Origin of the sequence: Streptomyces sp. NPDC002994, assembly GCF_040611155.1 — a bacterium.
In the GTDB taxonomy this organism is placed as follows: domain Bacteria; phylum Actinomycetota; class Actinomycetes; order Streptomycetales; family Streptomycetaceae; genus Streptomyces.
In genome coordinates this window covers 48070-63733 of record NZ_JBEXNQ010000023.1, presented here as the reverse complement: position 1 = coordinate 63733, position 15664 = coordinate 48070, and the positions used below count along the sequence as shown (strand labels likewise).

The window sequence follows — 15664 nt, the reverse complement described above, 5'->3', positions numbered from 1 at the left end:
TCAGCCTTCGATCGCCGGGGTGTACGTGCCGAAGCTCCAGATGTTGCCCTCGGCGTCCCGCGCCATGTAGTCCCGCGAGCCGTAGTCCTGATCGGTCGGCGGCATCAGAATCTCCACCCCGTGTTCGACCGCCCGCGCATGATGCGCGTCCACGTCCGCGACCACCACATACACGCCGACGGGCCCCGCATTCGCCATCGCCTTGGCGAAGACGCCCTCCCGCCCGTGCGACCCCACCATCACCGCGCCATTGCCGTGCGCCAGCTCCGCATGCTCGACGTAACCGCTCTCACTCTCGTAGAGAGCCACCTCCCGGAACCCGAAAGCCTCCTTCAGCAACCTGATGGCGGCCTTGGCGTCCTTGTAAAGAACCGTCGGGTAAATGCTCGGTGCGCCGGCCATGCCGATCACCTCATCCTCTCGTCCGGTGTGACGTGGATCTCAGTCTGGCACCGGCCACTGACAACGGAGGTCACGGCGCCGCGGTCCGGACGCGGCCGAACGGGGGACGCAGCCGCCCCGGCCCGCCGTGTCGGCCAGGCCCGGCCGCCCGGCCCCCGACGCCCGCAGCTACGTTCTGTGCCTGATCCATGGCCATGGGCGGCGCCGCAAGGGGGAATCGTGACTGCCAGCACGTCATTCGGCTCCCTCACCCCCCGCCCCCCGCGCCCCCGCCCCCGCCCCCGCCTCGCACTCACCCTCGCCGCCGCCGCCCTCGCCCTGCCCCTGGTCACCGCCGCCCACCAGGCCAGGCCCGCCCCGTACGGCGACCGGCTCACCGCCCACACCCCCACGGCCCGCCCCGACCCCGCCCTGCGGATCCGCGGCGAGGCGGTCGAGGCGTACGACAGGACCAGCGGTCTGCGGCACTGGACGCACGCCCGCGCGGGACGCCGCGCGCTCGCCCTGCGCCCCGCGCCCGGCCACGCCTTCGTCCTGTGGAGCGACGGCCTGGTCACCGACACCGCCCGCACAGACGGCCGTACGGTCCACTGGCACCGCGCCGTCCCGGGCCTCTCGCACTGGCTGGCCGCCGGCGGCCAGGACCGCGCCGCCGGTGTCCTGCAGCCCCTCGACCCCGCCGCCGGCATGCTCGCCGTCGTCACTCCGCAGCGCATCGCGGCGTACCGCACCGTGGACGGCGACCTGCGCTGGGTGCTGCCCGCCGAGCCCGGCTGCGCCTTCGACGCGCGCCGGACGGTCCGCAACGGCGGCGCGCTGCTGGTCGCGCAACCCTGCGGCGCCGGCGCCTCCTGGACCGCCGAACTGATCGCCGTGGACGATCTCGGCCGGATCGTGCCCGATCGCACACCGCTCGGCAACGCCCTGCCGGGCGACGGAACCCGCGCCCGAAAAGTAGTTGCGGGCGACCGTTAGACTGGGTCTATGGCAACTCTCCTTGTGCATTAGACGGCGTCGAAGAAATCTCTCCGTCCGTCCCTTCCGCCGTCCATACCGCCCTGGAGTTTTCCCCTTGATCACCGCCTCCGGCATCGAGCTGCGCGCCGGCGCCCGCCTCCTCATCGAGTCCGCCTCCTTCCGTATCGCCAAGGGCGACCGCATCGGCCTCGTCGGCCGCAACGGAGCGGGCAAGACGACCCTCACCAAGTGCCTCGCAGGTGAAGGCACCCCCGCCGGCGGAGCCATCACCCGCTCCGGCGAGGTCGGCTACCTCCCGCAGGACCCGCGCACCGGCGACCTCGACGTCCTCGCCCGCGACCGCATCCTCTCCGCCCGCGACCTCGACTCGGTCCTGCGCAAGATGCGCGAGAACGAGGAGCGCATGTCGAACGGACAGGGCGCCACCCGCGAAAAGGCGATGAAGAAGTACGAGCGCCTGGAGACGGAGTTCCTCACCAAGGGCGGTTACGCCGCCGAGGCCGAGGCCGCCACCATCGCCGCCGCGCTGGGCCTGCCCGACCGCGTGCTCGGCCAGCCGCTCCACACCCTCTCCGGCGGTCAGCGCCGTCGCGTCGAGCTGGCCCGGATTCTTTTCTCCGACGCCGACACCCTGCTCCTCGACGAGCCGACCAACCACCTCGACGCGGACTCGATCGTCTGGCTGCGGGACTACCTCAAGACGTACCGCGGCGGCTTCATCGTGATCTCCCACGATGTCGACCTCGTCGAGACGGTCGTCAACAAGGTCTTCTACCTGGACGCCAACCGCTCCCAGATCGACGTCTACAACATGGGCTGGAAGCTCTACCAGCAGCAGCGCGAGGCCGACGAGAAGCGCCGCAAGCGCGAGCGTCAGAACGCCGAGAAGAAGGCCTCCGCCCTCAACTCGCAGGCCGACAAGATGCGCGCCAAGGCGACGAAGACCGTCGCCGCGCAGAACATGGCCAAGCGCGCCGAGCGGCTGCTCTCCGGCCTCGAAGCGGTACGGGTCTCCGACAAGGTCGCCAAGCTGCGCTTCCCCGATCCCGCGCCCTGTGGCAAGACCCCGCTGATGGCGGAGGGCCTGTCCAAGTCGTACGGCTCGCTGGAGATCTTCACCGACGTCAACCTGGCCATCGACAAGGGCTCGCGCGTCGTCATCCTCGGCCTCAACGGCGCGGGCAAGACGACCCTGCTGCGCCTCCTCGGCGGCGCGGAGAAGCCCGACACGGGTGAAGTCATCCCGGGACACGGCCTCAAGCTCGGGTACTACGCCCAGGAGCACGAGACGCTCGACCCGGAGCGCTCGGTCCTGGAGAACATGCGCTCGGCGGCGCCCGACCTCGACCTGGTCGCGGTCCGCAAGACGCTCGGCTCGTTCCTCTTCACCGGCGACGACGTCAACAAGCCGGCCGGAGTCCTCTCCGGCGGCGAGAAGACCCGCCTCGCGCTGGCGACCCTGGTCGTCTCGTCCGCGAACGTCCTGCTCCTCGACGAGCCGACGAACAACCTCGACCCGGCCAGCCGCGAGGAGATCCTGGGCGCCCTGCGCACCTACAAGGGCGCGGTCATCCTCGTCACGCACGACGAGGGCGCCGTCGACGCACTGGAGCCGGAGCGGATCATCCTGCTGCCGGACGGCGTGGAGGACCTGTGGGGTCCGGACTACAAGGACCTCGTCGCCCTGGCCTGATCCCGGCCCGCCCCCGGTCTGATCCACTTCGGATGGATCATTCGGCTTACGGGTGATCCTTCATCTGAGTGAGTGGCTCTCGTACCGCGGCGTGTCATGCACCGGATTGCGGCCCGCCCCCTGTGGGGCGGGCCCTTTGCGTTCCGCGATCCTTTTGGCGCCCTGACCTGCTGATTCCCTCCTGGCTCGGTCCGGCCGTACGCCGGAAACCCTGCGGAATCTGAAATTCCGATTGTGGCGTTCGGTTCCTTCCCGGCGAACGTTGTTGTACGGACCTTGCCGAATGGGTGGCCAGGAAGCCCGGGAGGGGTGATCATGAGAGTCCAGAGCGCACTTCCTTGAGGAGGCACGGGTGGCCGAGACTCTGAAGAAGGGCAGCCGGGTAACCGGCGCCGCGCGCGACAAGCTCGCGGCAGACCTGAAGAAGAAGTACGACTCCGGTGCGAGCATCCGGGCGTTGGCCGAAGAGACCGGCCGCTCCTACGGATTCGTACACCGGATGCTCAGCGAGTCCGGCGTCACGCTGCGGGGACGCGGCGGGGCGACACGAGGCAAGAAGGCCGCTACGGCCTGACCGCCTCGGGCGGGCCTGGCTCACCGGTTTTTGGGCGGTGGCCACCCGGTCGATCGCAGGATCGCCCGGGTGGTTACTGTGCAGTCACTTACTGATGCGGTTCTTTAGTGACTGCGCGACTGCCACCCGAACCGGAGGCGCCACATGGCTTCGCTCGACTCTGTGCTCGACAAGGACGGCGTACGACTCACCGTCGAGGACGCCGTTGCCACGGTGACCCTGACCAATGCGGACAAGCGCAACGCCCAGTCTCCCGCTCTGTGGCGGGCGTTGACAGAAGCCGGACGGTCTCTTCCTGGCGACGTGCGGGTCGTGGTGCTGCGCGGCGAAGGCAAGTCCTTCTCCGCCGGCCTGGACCGGCAGGCGTTCAGCCCCGAGGGCTTCGACGGTGAGCCCTCCTTCCTTGATCTCGCACGCGGCTCCGACGAAGACCTCGACGCGGTCATCGCCGAGTACCAGGACGCGTTCACCTGGTGGCGGCGCGGCGACCTCGTCACCATCGCCGCCGTACAGGGCCACGCCATCGGCGCCGGTTTCCAGCTCGCCCTGGCGTGCGACCTGCGGGTCGTCGCCGAGGACGTGCAGTTCGCCATGCGCGAGACCAGCCTCGGTCTCGTACCCGACCTCACTGGTACGCACCCGCTGACCGGCCTCGTCGGTTACGCGCGTGCGCTGGAGATCTGCGCCACCGGCCGCTTCGTGCACGCGGCGGAGGCTGAGCGTATCGGCCTGGCCAACCTTGTCGTGCCCGGCGAAGAACTCGACGGCGCGGTACGGGACTTGGCGGGCGCACTGCTGGCCGCGCCGCGCGACGCGGTGATCGAGACCAAGGCGCTGCTCCAGGGTGCGGCCTCTCGGACGTACGAGGAGCAGCGCATCGCGGAGCGCGCCGCCCAGGCCCGCAGGCTGCGCGACCTCGCGGGTCTCGGCGACTGATTCACTCCACGCGGGTCACCAGGACGGTCACCGTCGGCCGGCCGTCCTGGGACGCCGCGACCGCCCGGCGTACGGCGATGGCGACCGCCAGCGCGCGGTGGTCAGCCGCCGTCGCCAGCTCGACCTGCACGTGGCCGTCGCCAAGCCGGACAGGGGCGCCGAGGACGCGGGTCAGGCGCGCCACGCCGGCGACGGACGTCGCGGCCGCGGCTGCGCGCGCGGCCCGGTCGCCCTCCTGCGGCCGGTCCTGACTTTCCGCCGGCCGCGCGGAGTCGGCGTCGTACGCCTCTCCGTACCCCTCTTCGTATCTGTCGCCGTCGCCGCCTGCCTCGTCCGGCGCAGTGGTCGCGACGGGTTCCTGCCCCGCCTCCACCAGGTCCGTCACGCGCAGATCCACGGCGGTGACCGCGAGTCCCAGCCGCGCCGAAGCCGCCTCCCGCAGTGCGATGCGCAGCCGCTCCGCCCGGTGCGGCAGCGGCTCGCCCCCCGCCGTGGCGATGAAGTCCGCCTCGATACGCAGCGGCCCGGGCGGCAGCGCGCCCGGCGGCGGTGGAACGGCGGGCGCGGCAGCCGAGTCCGGGTCGGCGAGCCCGATGCGCAGCGGCCCCAGACCGACGCCGGCGACCTGCGCCGCCGCCTGCCGCAGAACCGAATCGGCCGCCTTCTCCGCGAGCCACGCGCCGTCCGACGCCTCGCCCAGAGGCAGCAGCCTGCCCAGGCCGAGTCGTTGCCGTACCGCCCTGGTCAATCCGTCAGGTGCCATTGCTCCAGCCTGCCGCATCCCCGGCGCGAGATCGGGCAACCGCACCTAATGTGGGCAGTGGAGTCCAGTACCGCCCGGAAAGGGACGAACGGCTATGACTGAGACCACGCAGCGAAACCGGCCCGACAATCCGCCCGACAAGGGGTCGTCCGGCGACGAGGCGCGAAAGCCCTCCATGACGAAGCGGGGTGGCGGTGATCCCGGCTCCCGCGGGCGTACGACCATCGCCGACGGCGTGGTCGAGAAGATCGCCGGCCTCGCGGCTCGCGACGTACTCGGTGTGCACGCCATGGGCAGTGGTCTCTCCCGCACCTTCGGGGCCGTTCGGGACCGGGTTCCGGGCGGCGCGAAGTCCGTCAGCCGGGGCGTGAAGGCCGAGGTCGGCGAGGTGCAGACCGCCCTCGACCTGGAAATCGTTGTCGAGTACGGGGTGTCGATCGCCGATGTCGCCCGCGCGGTCCGGGAGAACGTCGTATCGGCGGTGGAACGCATGACGGGCCTTGAAGTCGTCGAGGTCAATATCGCGGTCAGCGATGTGAAGCTGCCCGACGAGGAAGAGGACGAGCCGGAGCCACGTCTCCAGTAGAAGGAGCAGCAGGATGAGCATGGCGGTGGTCGGCCTGGTGGCCGGTATGGCGCTCGGATTCGCCGGATACTTCGGCGGTTTCGGAGCATTTGTGTTGGTGGCGGCGCTGGGCGCGATCGGCTTCGTCGTGGGCAAGTTCGCCGACGGCGACCTCGAACCGGGCGACTTCTTCCGCGTGGGTGAGCGCGGCGGCCGGCCGAGGTGACCCCCGCGATGGCCGCCGGTCAGGTCGAGGCCGCCGAGCGCGGCGCGACCCGGATCGCCGACCGGGTCGTCGCGAAGATCGCCGCCCAGTCGGCGCGCGAGGCGCTCGGAAAGGTGCCGGAGGGCGGAAAGCCGCCGCGCGCGACAGTGACCGTGCATCACGACAAGGCGCGGGTGCGGGTCATTCTCGAACTCGGCTACCCCTCGGACATCGGCGCTCAGTGCGGTGCGGTGCGCCGTGAAGTCGCCCTGGGAGTACGCACGTTGGCGGGAATGGAAGTGTCCGAAGTGGCGGTTCAGGTCGAGCGGCTGCACTCGGCGCAGACCCGTCACGGGGAGCGAGGGAGGATCCGATGAGCGAACCCGCCGGCGACGACAGCGGGCGCACGCAGCGGCTTCCCATCATCGAACGCGAGCGGGGCGATGCGTCCGCACCTGTGCACGACCCGGTTCCGACCCTCCAGGAGGAGGACAGCGGGAGAGCCGGACGCTTCTGGTCCGCCCGCCGGGTGCCGGCCGCGCTGGTCGCCCTGGTCGTGCTCGGCGGGGCCGGCCTCCTGCTGTACGACGTCGCGGCGGTACGGGCCGGCCGCCCCGCGATGTGGTGGCGCCGCGAACTGGCCGACGAGCTCGCGACGCGGCCCCTGGACGACGTATGGGTGCTCGTCGGCGCGGGCGTCGCGGCGGCCCTCGGCCTGTGGCTGCTGCTCTTCGCCCTGACCCCCGGGCTGCGCGCGATTCTGCCGATGCGGCGTACGTCGGCCGACGTACGGGCCGGGCTCGACCGTCCGGCCGCCGCGATGATGCTCCGCGACCGGGCCATGGAGGTGTCCGGAGTGCAGTCCGTACGGGTGCGCGTGGGGCGCTCCAAGGTGCGGGTGCGGGCCATGTCCCACTTCCGCGAACTCGACGACGTACGCGCCGACCTGGACGCGGCGCTCGCAGCCGGGATCCGGCAGCTTGGACTGGCCGGGCGGCCGGGTCTGTCCGTGCGCGTCGACCGGCCGGTCAAGAAGGGGTGACGGGGCGATGCCCAAGAAGGTCAACCGTGTCCTGCTCGGGCTCTCGGGTCTGGTGCTGCTCGCCGTCGGCGGAGGAGTGCTGGCCACCGGGCTGGGGATGTCCGTACCGTCGTGGTGGCCGTTCGACGGGCGTGACGATGTGCTGCTGAGCGAGGCGGACCGGACGCGGTGGCGGGGTGAGGGGTGGTGGTGGCCGGTGGTCATCGCGGTCCTCGCCGTGCTGGTGCTGCTCGCGCTGTGGTGGCTGCTGGCCCAGTTGCGCCGGCACCGGCTCGCCGAAGTGCTGGTCGACAGCGGTGACGGTGAGGGGGCGGTGCTGCGGGGGCGGGCGATGGAGCATGCGCTGGCGGGGGAGGCGCAGACGCTGGACGGCGTGGAGCGGGCGCACGTCACGCTGACGGGCCGCCGGGAGGCGCCCCGGGCGCGGGTCGCGCTGCTCCTCGCGCCCCACGCGGAACCGGCCGAAACCCTGTCCGGGCTCACGCACGGGGCGCTGGCCCAGGCGCGGGATTCAGCGGGCCTGGACTCCCTCCCGACGGAGGTCCGCCTGCGCGAGGTGAAGCACGGGGCGCGGCGGGTGAGTTGAGCGGGTGCGGCTTGCTGCCCTCGGTCGGCGCGGCCCCGCGAAACCGGGGCAAGCCCCCGGGCCCCCGGGACGCCCTTCGGGCGTGTCCTCAAACGCCGGACGGGCTGGATTTGGCTGCGCTGGATCCGCGGCGTGCGGCAACCGCGAGCTGGGGCGAAGCCCTCGGCTCGGATGAGCCCTCTGGGCACCATCCAGCCCCTCCGGCGTTTGAGGAGCGGGGTCTGGGGCGGAGCCCCAGCTACCCCCGGCCGACTTCAGCCCGTCCGGCGTTTGAGGACCGGGGGGTCTGGGGCAGCGCCCTCCACACGGCGGAGCCGCTCCGCTCGGCCGGGCCGTGGCCTAAAAGCCGTGACGCGCGCCGCCGTCGACCGGGAGCATGATGCCGGTCAGGTACGACGCCGCCGGCGACAGCAGGAACGCCGCCGCCTTGCCGAACTCCTCCGGCCTCCCGTACCGCCGCAGCGGGATACGCGACTCGTTGGCCGCACGCGCGGCCTCCGCGTCGCCGGACAGCGCGTCCAGCTGCCGCACCCGGTCCGTGTCGATCCGGGCCGGGAGGAGCCCCACCACCCGGATGCCCCGCGGGCCCAAGTCGTCGGCGAGCGACTTCGCGAAGCCCGCCAGGCCCGGCCGCAGGCCGTTGGAGATGGTGAGGCCGTGGATCGGTTCGTGGACCGAACCGGACAGGACGAAGCCGATCACGCCGCCCTCGGAGAGCTCCGCCGCCGCCGCACGGGCCAGCCGTACCGCCCCGAGGAAGACGGCTTCGAAAGCCGCCTGCCACTGCTCGTCCGTGTTCTCGGCGGCGACGCCCGGCGCCGGGCCCCCGACGCTGATCAGGATGCCGTCGAAGCGCCCGAAGTGCGCCCGGGCGGCGCCGATCAGGCGCTCCGCCGACGCCGGGTCGGCATTGTCCGCGGCGACACCAACCGCGTTCGGCCCGAGTTCCGCCGCGGCGTCGGCCACCGCCTTCTCGTCCCGGCCGCTCACCACGACCTTCGCGCCGTCCGCGGTCAACTGCCGCGCCGAGGCGAAGCCGAGCCCGCGGCTGGCACCGGTGACGACGTACACCCGGTCCTTCAGTTCAAGATCCATGGGGCCATCCTGCCGCCTCTTCCCCGCCGAGAGCGAGCGCGGACCCCACAAGTCCGATATGACTGAATGCCTGGGGGAAGTTGCCGAGCTGCCGCCCGGTGGACGGGTCGTACTCCTCGGAGAGCAGCCCCACGTCGTTGCGCAGCGTCAGCAGCCGCTCGAAGAGCTCCCGGGCCTCCTTCGCGCGCCCTGTCAGCCGCAGCGCGTCGACGAGCCAGAACGAGCAGGCCAGAAACGTTCCTTCGTCGCCGGGCAGCCCGTCCACCGTGAGGCCGTCCGTGCTGTAGCGGCGAATGAAGCCGCCACGGCCGAGCTCGGCCTGCACCGCGTCGACCGTCCCCACGACCCGCGGATCGTCCGGCGGCAGGAAGCCGACCCGGGGGATGAGGAGCGTGGCGGCGTCCAGCTCCTTGGAGCCGTAGTACTGCGTGAAGGTGTTGCGCTCGGGGTCGTACCCCTTCTCGCAGACCTCCCGGTGCACCTCGTCGCGCATCGCCCGCCACCGGTCCGCGTCGCCGCGCAGTGCCGGGTCGTCCTCCAGGGCGTGTACGGCGCGATCGGCCGCGACCCACGCCATCACCTTGGAGTGCACGAAGTGCCGACGCGGCCCCCGGACCTCCCACAGGCCTTCGTCCGGCTCGCGCCAGTTGGACTCCAGGAAGCCGAGCAGGCTGAGCTGAAGATTCCAGGCGTGCGGTTTGGCGCGCATGCCCCAGGCTCTGGCCAGATGGAGCGTGTCGATGACCTCTCCGTACACATCGAGCTGGAGCTGCTTGACGGCCGCGTTGCCGATACGAACGGGCTTCGATCCCTCGTAGCCGCTCAGCCACGGCAGTTCCGTCTCGGGCAGCCGCCGCTCGCCGGCCAGGCCGTACATGATCTGGAGGTCGGCCGGGTCGCCCGCGACCGCCCGCAGCAGCCAGTCGCGCCAGGCAGCCGCCTCGTCGATGTAACCGGCGGCCACGAGCGCGCCGAGGGTGAGGGTGGCGTCGCGCAGCCAGCAGTAGCGGTAGTCCCAGTTGCGTACGCCGCCGATCTCCTCCGGGAGCGAGGTGGTGGGGGAGGCGACGATGCCGCCGGTCGGGGCGTAGGTGAGTGCCTTGAGGGTGATGAGCGAGCGCACCACGGCCTCGCGGTAGGGGCCCTCGTAGCAACAGAGGGCGGCCCAGTCCTCCCAGTCCTGGAGGCTGTGTTCCAGTCCCTCGTACGGGTCGGTGAAGGCGGGCTGCGGCTCGTGCGACGGATGCCAAGTCAGGACGAATGCCACCTTTTCGCCCTTGGCTACGGTGAAGGACGAGAAGGTGGTGTACTGCTGGCCCCAGCTCTTCACCCGGTCCACGGGGTCACAGCGCAGCCAGACGGCGTCGGGGCCCGCGACGGCCACCCGGTGACCGGTCGTACGCCGCATCCACGGCACGATGTTGCCGTAGTCGAAGCGCAGCCGGAGCGTGGAGCGCATCGTCACCTCGCCGGAGAGACCCTCCACGATCCGTACGACATCGGGGGCCTTGTCGCGCTGCGGCATGAAGTCGGTGACCTTGACCTTGCCGGAGCGGGTCTCCCAGACCGAGTCCAGGATGAGGCTGTTGCCGCGATACGAACGGCGCGAGCAGGCGCCCGCGCCCGCGGGGGCCATGCGCCAGTGGCCGTTCTCCTCGTCACCGAGCAGCGCGGCGAAGCATGCTGCCGAGTCGAAGCGGGGCAGGCAGAGCCAGTCGATGGAACCGTCTTTGCCGACCAGTGCCGCGGTCTGGAGGTCCCCGATGAGCGCGTAGTCCTCGATGCGTTGGGTCACGCACACTCGTGTTCCCGCACTGGCGTGGCATTAAGCCGCCATGAGCTGTGGCGGTGCCGGTGCCGGTGGCGATGCCGCTGGCGCGCCGGGTCAGGCGTCTGCCGTGGCGGGTTCCGCCGACGTGGTGCCGAGGGTCCCGGCGGCCTCCGCGCGGTCGCGCAGTTCGCGGCGTACGAGCACGACCCAGCCGAACGGCACCGCGGCGGCGAACAGCCACCACTGCACGGCGTATGCCATGTGCGGGCCGATGGAGTCGGCGTCGGGATCGGGCACGAGCTCCGGCTTCGGGCCCGCGGGGACGGGCTCGGTCTGCTCGATGTAGCCGCCGAGGACGGGCCGCGCGAGTGTCTTGGCCTGCTGCGCGCTGTTGATCAGCATGACCTGCCGGGGCGGCAGACCGCTCAGGTCCTTGATGCCGCTGCCCGCTGTGGTCTCGTCGGCCTTCAGGCGTCCGGTGACGGTGACTTCGCCCTTGGGAGCGGCCGGGATCTTGGGGAAGGCCTGCTGGTCGGCGTCGAAGGGAATCCAGCCGCGGTTGACGAGAACGGCGCGGCCGTCGTCCATGATCAGCGGGGTCAGAACGTGGTGGCCGACCTTGTCGTCGGCGTTGGTCCTGCGGCGTACGACGACTTCGCGCGCGGTGTCGTACGTGCCCGTGGCGGTCACCCGGCGCCAGTAGTCGGCGCGCGGAACGGTGTGCCCGGGGGAGGTGATGTCGCCGACGGGGAGGGGCTTGGCCCTGAGGTTTCCGGAGATCAGCTTGTTCTGCGCGACCCGGTGCTCGTGGCGATGCAGCTGCCAGAAGCCCAGCTCGGTCATCGTGGGAATGAGGACGAGCATCAGGAGGGTGAGGATCACCCACTGCCGGGACAACAGGAAGCGGTACACGTCCCTGACGTTACCTGGCGCGCGGTGATCCCCGGCGGGTGGGTCCGAGTGGCCGCCCGCCGGGGGCTGTGGCTCGAATCTCGCGGATCAGACCTTGTCGACGATGCCCACCTTCCCTTCCGCGCGTGCGCAGTGAGCGCCGCAGAACCAGCGGCCCTCGACCTCCACGCCCTGGCCGAGGATCTGGACCCTGCAGTGCTCGCAGATGGGTGCCATCCGGTGGATGGCGCAGGCGAAGCAGTCGAAGATGTGCACCGCGCCCTGCGCGTGCACCTCGAACGACATGCCGTAATCATTTCCACAGACCTCACAACGTGCCATGCGCCACAGGGTGGGACTGCGGGCGGCGGCAGGGCGAGCGGTCGGCGGGCGAGTCGCCGCCAATCACCCGTCTGCCTCAGACACGTCCCGCAGCAGTTGCGTGAAGGCGGCCTCGTCGACGACGGGGGTGCCGAAGGACTTGGCCTTGACGGTCTTGGATGTCGCCGAGTCGGGGTCGTTGGTGACGAGCAGACTCGTGAGCCGCGACACACTCGTCGCGATGTGCAGTCCGGCCTCGACCGCCCGGTCCTCCAGCAGTTCGCGGTCCACGGACGTATCACCTGAAAACGCTACTCGCATGCCCTGCTTGAGCAATTTGCCCGGTTCGTACCGCCCGGGGTTCGGGTACGGGCACGCCGGCCGCTTGCGCGACGGGCGCCAGCTCCCGCCGCCCCCGCCCATGCCGCCCCGGTACGAGGCCTGGTAGCCCACGCGCGGCGTCGCGGGGGAGTCCGACCACTCGGTGAGCGGCAGGCATTCGAGCAGCGGCAGTCGTACGCCGCCCTGCGCGGCCGCGTGCAGGCTCGGGCGGAACGCCTCGGCGAGCACGCGCGCGTCGTCGAGCGCGTGGTGCGCACGCTGCTGTACGACGCCGAAGTGCGCGGCCAGCGACTCCAGCTTGTGGTTGGGCAGGGGCAGTCGAAGCTCCTTGGAGAGCGCGATGGTGCACAGCCGCTGCTGGACGGGCGCGGTGCGCTGGGCGCGTGCGTACTCCCGGGCGATCATCGACCAGTCGAACATGGCGTTGTGCGCGACGAGCACGCGGCCGTCGAGCCGCTCGGAGAATTCGGCCGCGATGTCCGGGAACAGCGGGGCGTCCACGAGCACATCGCTGGTGAGGCCGTGGATCCAGACCGGGCCGGGGTCGCGCTCCGGGTTGACCAGCGTGTACCAGTGGTCCTCGACGTCCCCCCGGTAGTCCAGCCGGTAGACGGCAGCGGAGATTATCCGGTCGTCGCGCGCGAGTCCGGTGGTCTCCACGTCGACGACCGCGTACCCCTTGGGGTAGGCGGTCGGCCACGCTGTTGGCGCTGCTGCTGTCTGGCGGTCGTCGAGCATGGTCACAGAGAATACGGGCCCGGACTGACAGTCCCCTATTCACCCAGGTCCGCGCTCATGCCCGGGCTCAGGTCCGGGATCAGCTCCGCGACCAGGTCTCCGGCGGTGACCCGCTCGAATCCGGGGTGCCCGTCGACCGGTCCGGGGAAGAGGCGGTAGACCGTGCCGGTCGCTCCTGCGGGCGCGGCCGAGCCGTGCACCTGGGCGAGCAGCACCCGCCCGCCCTCCGGTGAAGTACCGGTCCCGTCCGGGGTGTTGAGGGCGGATATCCGGGCGGCGAAGGACCGCGGGTCCTCGCCGGGACGCAGGTGATACGTCCACCGCTCACCGTCCCGCCGCACCACGCTGACCACGCGCGTGCGCGCGGCGGCGTGCCAGACGGCGAGGTCCCACAGGGTCGTCCGGCTTCCGGAGCCGAAGTACGCGGACAGGTCGCGGCCGATCCTGCCGAGGTCCCCGGTGTGCGAGTGGATGCTCTGGAAGCCCGCGGCCGACGGCAGATGGAGGTCCGTCCACAGGGCCTCGCGGGTCCTCAGATCGACCAGCATCGGCACACAGACGAGTGACGCTCCGGCCAGGTCGAAGCGCTGACGGACGGTGCGCGGATGGTACGAGGAGTCGCGCGGGCGGTCGGAGTGGAGCTCCATGAAGCCCGCGAACGCGTCGAGCAGCTCGTCGAAGTCCACGTTGTTGAAGCTGAAGACGATCGGCATCGCGTACACCGCGCCGCTCGCGGCGAGCGCGGGCAGGTCCAGATCGACGTACTCGGTCGCGCCGTCGGGTGCGGGCGCCGACGTGAGGTCGCCGGAGTGGACGGCGGCCCGGTCGGCGTGCACCAGGTTCGTGTAGTCGCAGAACCCGGCGAACTTCCACTCCGCGTCGAAGAACGCGACCGACAGGTCAAGGTCGATGCGGGTGCCCGAAGGCTGGGTCCAGTGCAGGAACAGCCGCAGGATGTCGCCGTCGGGCAGCGGCTGCGTGCTCCCCCTCGGTACGGCGACGAGCGTCTTCGCACAGGCGTGCTCGGCGAACGGGACGGTGAGGTCCGCGAGACCGTGGTCGATCACAGCGTGGTCGTACGGTTCGCGGCTGCCGAGTCGCCTCAGCACCTCCGCCTCCAGGAGCGCGCAGGCCTGCTCGGTCAGCGTGCGCGGCAGCGGCGCACGGCTGTCGTCCTGTACGAAGGCGTGGGTGACCTCCCCGCGCGGGAAGAACACCCGCCGCCCGCCGGGGCGGTGGCGTACGCGCAGCGAGCCGAGCGCGGAGAGCAGCGGCCCCACGCCCGCCTTGGGCAGGGCGTGCGCCAGGGCTTCGGCGAGCTCGGTGGGCAGTGCGTCCTCCCCGTACAGCCGCAGGACATGGTCGAGGCGGCGCAACAGCTCGCCGGGCCGCCCGCGCAACAGGCTTACGGCGGTGGACAGCTCGCGCTCGGCCAGGGCGACCTCGAGCCGGCCGTTCCAGGTGACGGCGCGCAACCGGTCGCCCTCCGGCTTCACCCACTGCGGGTGTTCGGCGGCGAGCTCCAGCAGCTCGGGGAAGGCCGTGGTGTCGGTCTCGCGGAGCACGGCGAAGGCGAGCGTGGCCTTGGGGTGGCGGGTGTGCTGCTCGTACGGGTGGAGGCTTTCGGCGGCGCGCTTCCAGACGCGCGGGTGGCGCCCGAGGTCCTCGATGAGCGAGGCGAGGTGCAGTCCGTCGAGCACGGAGAGGAGTTCGCGGCGCAGTGCGCGGGAGAGGCTGCGAAAGCGCGGCGGCTTCAGCAGGGCCGCGGAACCTCCGGAGTGTACGGCGAGGAGCCGGAGCACATCGGTGGCGGTGGTGAGCCGTTCGCGCAGCAGTGGGCGCACGGCGGCCGAGGTGCGGGGGTCGCGGAGCAGGGTGCCGAGGACGAGCGCTTTGGTCTCGCGTACGGGAATGTCGTCCGGCAGCCAGCCGAGGTCCGCCGGCGCCTGCTGGAGCAGTACGGACAGGTCTTCGCTGTCCTGCGCGGAGAGCGGGGTGAGGCGGGCCGCCAACAGGCGCACTTGGGCGGCGGTTTCGGCGGCCCGGTCGGTGCCGAGGGTGAGCAGCCGCAGCGTACGGGCCGGGGCTTCGCTCCGGCGGCCGGTGGGGCGCACGGGGCGCACGGGACGCACGGGGCTCAGGAACGGGTCGTCGCGATGGATCCTGCGGTGGCAGATCGGGCAACCGGAGTAGTCAGATCCGTCCCAGCAGCCGCGGCACACCAGGTGCGCGCAGGGGGACACCGGGTGGACGCTGCCGACCGCGCCGCACAACACGCAGGGCTGCTCCGGAAGCTGGAGGAGCAGGCTGAACACGCGGTCCACGAAGAGCCGGCCGGTGTCGGCCGGGGTGGAGAGCGGGAAGCGCTCGAAGAGCGGGGTGTGGGTGCGGTTGGAGCCGAGGAGGTCGTCGACCTGGGCCAGCAGTCGGCGGCCCGCCTGGGCGAGGTCGAGGTGGTCCAGGGCGGCGAACGCGGCGTGCAGCGGCGCGGTGAACGCATAGCCGCGGTCGAGGAGTTCGGTCTCGAGGACCACCAGGCGGGGCGCGGTGAGCGGGTCCTTGAAGGACGCCGGGCGGTGGTCGAGATGGACAGTCTGGGTGCGTCTGAGCAGCACGGACTGAAGGGTGGGCATGGGGCCTTTCCGCGGGTGAACAGCGAAGAGGGGGGCGGAGAGTGGGCGCGCTACGGTCGTCGGAGGATGAGAAGGAAGCGCGCGGCGGAGCCGCCCCCGCTGCGGTGATTCTAGGCAGGAGTCCGGCGG

The 15664-nt window shown here is 71.5% G+C and carries 17 protein-coding genes; 9 read left to right on the top strand and 8 right to left on the bottom strand.

Translation table 11 applies throughout. The features are described 5' to 3' along the window. On the bottom strand, window positions 1-402 hold the full coding sequence (locus tag ABZX79_RS27515) for a VOC family protein (RefSeq protein ID WP_355263146.1): 402 nt from the start codon (window positions 400-402) through the stop codon (window positions 1-3). Between the two features lie 219 nt (window positions 403-621). Here ABZX79_RS27515 and ABZX79_RS27510 point away from each other — a divergent pair, with 219 nt between their 5' ends. The 4 genes from ABZX79_RS27510 (at window position 622) to ABZX79_RS27495 (ending at window position 4583) form a co-directional block, all read left to right on the top strand. Next, the gene (locus ABZX79_RS27510) at window positions 622-1377 is read left to right on the top strand and encodes a hypothetical protein (RefSeq protein ID WP_355263143.1); all 756 of its coding nucleotides are present in this window, start codon (window positions 622-624) and stop codon (window positions 1375-1377) included. A 97-nt stretch (window positions 1378-1474) separates the two neighbouring features. Continuing rightward, complete coding sequence (locus ABZX79_RS27505) at window positions 1475-3073, top strand: ABC-F family ATP-binding cassette domain-containing protein (protein WP_355263140.1); 1599 nt, start codon at window positions 1475-1477, stop codon at window positions 3071-3073. 352 nt (window positions 3074-3425) lie between these two features. Then, window positions 3426-3647 carry a helix-turn-helix domain-containing protein gene (locus ABZX79_RS27500; RefSeq protein ID WP_018518904.1) on the top strand — a complete coding sequence of 74 codons (222 nt, stop codon included), beginning with the start codon at window positions 3426-3428 and terminating at the stop codon, window positions 3645-3647. Window positions 3648-3791: 144 nt separating this feature from the next. After that, the gene (locus ABZX79_RS27495) at window positions 3792-4583 is read left to right on the top strand and encodes an enoyl-CoA hydratase/isomerase family protein (protein WP_355263134.1); all 792 of its coding nucleotides are present in this window, start codon (window positions 3792-3794) and stop codon (window positions 4581-4583) included. 1 nt (window position 4584) lies between these two features. Here the strand turns inward: ABZX79_RS27495 and ABZX79_RS27490 are convergent, their stop codons facing one another. After that, complete coding sequence (locus tag ABZX79_RS27490) at window positions 4585-5346, bottom strand: hypothetical protein (RefSeq protein ID WP_355263131.1); 762 nt, start codon at window positions 5344-5346, stop codon at window positions 4585-4587. A 94-nt stretch (window positions 5347-5440) separates the two neighbouring features. Between ABZX79_RS27490 and ABZX79_RS27485 the strand changes: the two genes are divergently transcribed. Genes ABZX79_RS27485 through amaP form a run of 5 tightly spaced genes read left to right on the top strand, consistent with a single transcriptional unit; the run spans window position 5441 to window position 7744 of the window. Then, window positions 5441-5932, top strand: a complete 492-nt coding sequence (locus ABZX79_RS27485; RefSeq protein WP_355263128.1) for an Asp23/Gls24 family envelope stress response protein — start codon at window positions 5441-5443, stop codon at window positions 5930-5932. 13 nt (window positions 5933-5945) lie between these two features. Beyond that, window positions 5946-6137: a hypothetical protein gene (locus tag ABZX79_RS27480; protein WP_215132074.1), complete on the top strand. Its 192-nt coding sequence runs from the start codon at window positions 5946-5948 to the stop codon at window positions 6135-6137. Window positions 6138-6145: 8 nt separating this feature from the next. Further along, a complete protein-coding gene (locus ABZX79_RS27475) occupies window positions 6146-6493 on the top strand; it encodes a hypothetical protein (protein WP_355263125.1) in 348 nt (115 codons plus the stop codon). Further along, complete coding sequence (locus tag ABZX79_RS27470; protein ID WP_355263122.1) at window positions 6490-7158, top strand: DUF6286 domain-containing protein; 669 nt, start codon at window positions 6490-6492, stop codon at window positions 7156-7158. The genes ABZX79_RS27475 and ABZX79_RS27470 overlap by 4 nt, the downstream gene beginning before the upstream one ends. Before the next feature lie 7 nt (window positions 7159-7165). Then, a complete protein-coding gene (amaP, locus tag ABZX79_RS27465) occupies window positions 7166-7744 on the top strand; it encodes an alkaline shock response membrane anchor protein AmaP (RefSeq protein ID WP_355263119.1) in 579 nt (192 codons plus the stop codon). Between the two features lie 339 nt (window positions 7745-8083). Here amaP and ABZX79_RS27460 read toward each other — a convergent pair whose 3' ends face one another. From ABZX79_RS27460 to ABZX79_RS27435, 6 genes are all read right to left on the bottom strand, one after another. Next, window positions 8084-8839, bottom strand: a complete 756-nt coding sequence (locus ABZX79_RS27460) for an SDR family oxidoreductase (RefSeq protein ID WP_355263116.1) — start codon at window positions 8837-8839, stop codon at window positions 8084-8086. Further along, window positions 8829-10634 carry a glycoside hydrolase family 15 protein gene (locus ABZX79_RS27455; RefSeq protein ID WP_355263113.1) on the bottom strand — a complete coding sequence of 602 codons (1806 nt, stop codon included), beginning with the start codon at window positions 10632-10634 and terminating at the stop codon, window positions 8829-8831. Before ABZX79_RS27455 ends, ABZX79_RS27460 begins: the two co-directional genes overlap by 11 nt. 90 nt (window positions 10635-10724) lie before the next feature. Then, entirely contained in the window at window positions 10725-11522 is a 798-nt protein-coding gene (locus ABZX79_RS27450; protein ID WP_355263110.1) for an SURF1 family protein, read from the bottom strand. An 87-nt stretch (window positions 11523-11609) separates the two neighbouring features. Beyond that, window positions 11610-11843, bottom strand: coding sequence for a hypothetical protein (locus ABZX79_RS27445; RefSeq protein WP_215132086.1), 234 nt, complete (start codon window positions 11841-11843; stop codon window positions 11610-11612). Window positions 11844-11906: 63 nt separating this feature from the next. After that, window positions 11907-12902, bottom strand: a complete 996-nt coding sequence (locus tag ABZX79_RS27440; RefSeq protein WP_355263107.1) for a DEDDh family exonuclease — start codon at window positions 12900-12902, stop codon at window positions 11907-11909. Between the two features lie 35 nt (window positions 12903-12937). Then, entirely contained in the window at window positions 12938-15535 is a 2598-nt protein-coding gene (locus tag ABZX79_RS27435; protein ID WP_355263104.1) for an MXAN_6230/SCO0854 family RING domain-containing protein, read from the bottom strand. Window positions 15536-15664: the final 129 nt, after the last annotated feature.